The following is a 2,717-nucleotide window of genomic DNA, read 5'->3' as shown; positions in this document are numbered from 1 at the left end:
TGCTCGAAATCTGGTACACCTTGGCGCACAGGCCACTCTTGTGGGGCTTTCCGGCATGGATGAGGCCGCCGATGACCTGCGCCGGAGCCTGGAGCAGGCCGGCATTCAGCACCGTCTGGTATCTTCCGGTTCGCGCAGCACCACGTGCAAAACCAGAGTGCTTGCGCAGGGGCAGCAATTGCTGCGGCTGGATGAAGAGCGCTGCATGCACCCGGACGACGATGAGCTTGAAGCCCTGCTTCAGGCTGTGCTTGCCGTGCTGCCCACTTGCCATGTCGTGATCCTTTCTGATTACGGCAAGGGCGTCTTGCTTGAAAACGGGCAGGGCGAAAGCCTGTGCCGCGCCATTATCGACGAGGCCCGCCGCCTGGGCGTCACCGTGCTGGTGGACCCCAAGGGAACGCAGTGGAGCCGCTATGCGGGCGCGCATTGCGTAACGCCCAACAGGCACGAATTTGATCTCGTCTGCGGCAGAAATCAGGGCGCGCCTCTGGACAGGGCCGCGAGGGCAGATCTGGCAGACCGCCTGCGGGAACGCTATGCCATTGAAAGAGTGCTGCTTACACGTGGGGCCAAGGGCATGACCATGTTCAGCCCGGATGCGCCGCCACGCTATATTCGCGCCGTAATGCGCGAAGTTGCGGATGTTTCCGGAGCGGGAGATACGGTCATTGCCACGCTGGGGGCCTGTATCGGCACCGGTCTGACCTGGGAAGAAAGTATGGACGCAGCCAATGCCGCGGCCGGTGTTGCCGTGGGCAAAATGGGAACGGCTCCTGTAAGCATTACCGAATTGCGCCAGGCCTTGCGCCAGGGCGCGGATAACCCCAAGCTTTATGCCTTGCCCGAACTTCTTGAAAAGGTGGAAGACTGGCGGCGCAAAAACGAAAGCATCGTCTTCACCAACGGATGTTTTGACCTGCTGCATCCGGGCCATATTTCTCTTATACGCCAGAGTGCTGCTCAAGGAACCCATCTTGTGGTGGGGCTTAATTCCGATGCCTCGGTGCGCCGTCTCAAGGGGCCAAGCCGTCCGGTGCAGAACGAACAGAGCCGCGCGCTGCTTTTGTCTGCCCTGCACGGGGTGGATGCCGTTGTGCTTTTTGACGAAGACACGCCACTGAACCTTGTTACCGCCCTGCGTCCTGATGTGCTGGTCAAAGGCAGTGACTATACGGTGGGAACCGTAGTGGGGGCGGATGTGGTGCTGGCTTCGGGTGGTCGCGTGTATCTGGCCGATCTTGTGCAGGGGTGCAGCACCACGGGTATTGTGCGCAAAATTGACGCCTCGGGCGGCGGCAGATCCTTGCGATGAGTGTACGTGCCATGCAGCGGATTCTTGTAGCCGATGTGGGCGGAACCAACTGCCGGATGGGCAGCTTCAGGCTGGAGGGAACGTCGCTTGCGCTGGAGCGTTCCGCGCGGATCAGCTCTGCCAACCTTGAAAGCGGGCAGGACCTGTTTCTCGCTCTGTCCCAAGGGCTGGATTTGCGGCCGGAAGAGGCCGGGGCCGTCGTCATCGGGCTGGCCGGTCCGGTAGACGGGCAAAAAGGAAGCCTCACCAATGGCCGTTTGCGGGTTGACCTTGCAGCGGTCCCCTCTTTGGCGGGAACCGGGCGTTGCCTGCTGCTCAATGACTTTATGCTCCAGGCGTATGCCATCTTGACCCCTCCCGGCGCTCAGGCTTCGTATGTGGCTGGCCCGGAACAAAAGAAGGGCGAGGACGCGATCTTCCCCGGCAAAGAACCTGCAGGCCGGGTAAAAAATACATGCGTCAGAAAAACCCATGCCGTTGTAGGTGCAGGAACGGGCCTTGGGGCCGCCAGTTTGCTGCTCACAGATCAGGGCGTACCACTGGCGGTTCCCAGTGAAGCCGGTCACGTTGCCTTTGCCTTTCTGGACAAAGAAGAACAGGATTACGGGCGGGCCTTGTGCAAAGGGCTGGGGCGAGCTTTTGCCAGTGCTGAAAATGTGCTTTGCGGCCGGGGGCTTTCCACATTGCACTATTATCTGACGGGCCAGATGCTGCATCCCTCGCAGGCGGGCGATAGCGCGCTTTCGCGCGATACGCCCACTTTGCGTTGGTACGCGCGCTTTCTGGGACGATTTTGCCAGGAATGGATTTTGTCGTCCCTGTGCCGTGAAGGATTGTGGATTGCCGGGGGCGTGGCGGCCGCAAACCCTCTTTGCGTGAGCTGCCCTTCGTTTTCAGAGGCTTTGTATGCTGGTGCCGGAGACGTGGTGTCACTGTTGCAAAGTGTGCCTGTGCGCCTTGTGACAGATACCGACAGCGGCCTCTGGGGGGGCGCGTATGCCGGTCTGGCGCTCTGTGGAATAGAGCTGGCCGACATTGAAAATGCGTAACACCTCGCACGAATATTCCGAAAAATCCGCGCCACGAAGCTGCGCAGCCTGGGTCCGGCTGGTCGGGTATTTTTCCTGCCGGGTTGGGACGAGGTGGGGTATAAAGCAACACCTTGCTGCCAGGCGGGATTGCTTCGGCCGTTACGACAAAGGAAGTTACGTACGAAGACAGCAGCGATGCTTCGGCCGTTACGCCGAAGGAGGTCGCATCGGAAACAGCAGCCTTGTTTAGAGCAATTTCACTTTGAAATTGCTCTGGCGGCTGCGTGAGCAGACGTTCGCTACGGAGGCGTAAGCGCAGTTTATCTGCGCGGTTAAACGCCGAAGTGAGCGTGCCTTAAACTTTGAGAATG

General features: G+C 59.9%; 2 protein-coding genes. Both read left to right on the top strand.

The window, feature by feature from the left end:
* Window positions 1–1,315: D-glycero-beta-D-manno-heptose 1-phosphate adenylyltransferase (gene rfaE2, locus V6C07_RS02115; protein WP_333534739.1), on the top strand; the 1,315-nt coding region annotated here is incomplete at its 5' end.
* On the top strand, window positions 1,312–2,364 hold the full coding sequence (locus V6C07_RS02110) for a glucokinase (protein WP_333534738.1): 1,053 nt from the start codon (window positions 1,312–1,314) through the stop codon (window positions 2,362–2,364). The genes rfaE2 and V6C07_RS02110, both read left to right, overlap by 4 nt.
* The last annotated feature ends 353 nt before the right edge of the window (window positions 2,365–2,717 follow it).

Origin of the sequence: Desulfovibrio sp. 1214_IL3152 (assembly GCF_036763055.1) — a bacterium.
Taxonomy (GTDB): domain Bacteria; phylum Desulfobacterota; class Desulfovibrionia; order Desulfovibrionales; family Desulfovibrionaceae; genus Desulfovibrio.
The sequence above is the reverse complement of the archived record's forward strand: the minus strand, read 5'-3'. Positions and strand labels throughout refer to the sequence as shown.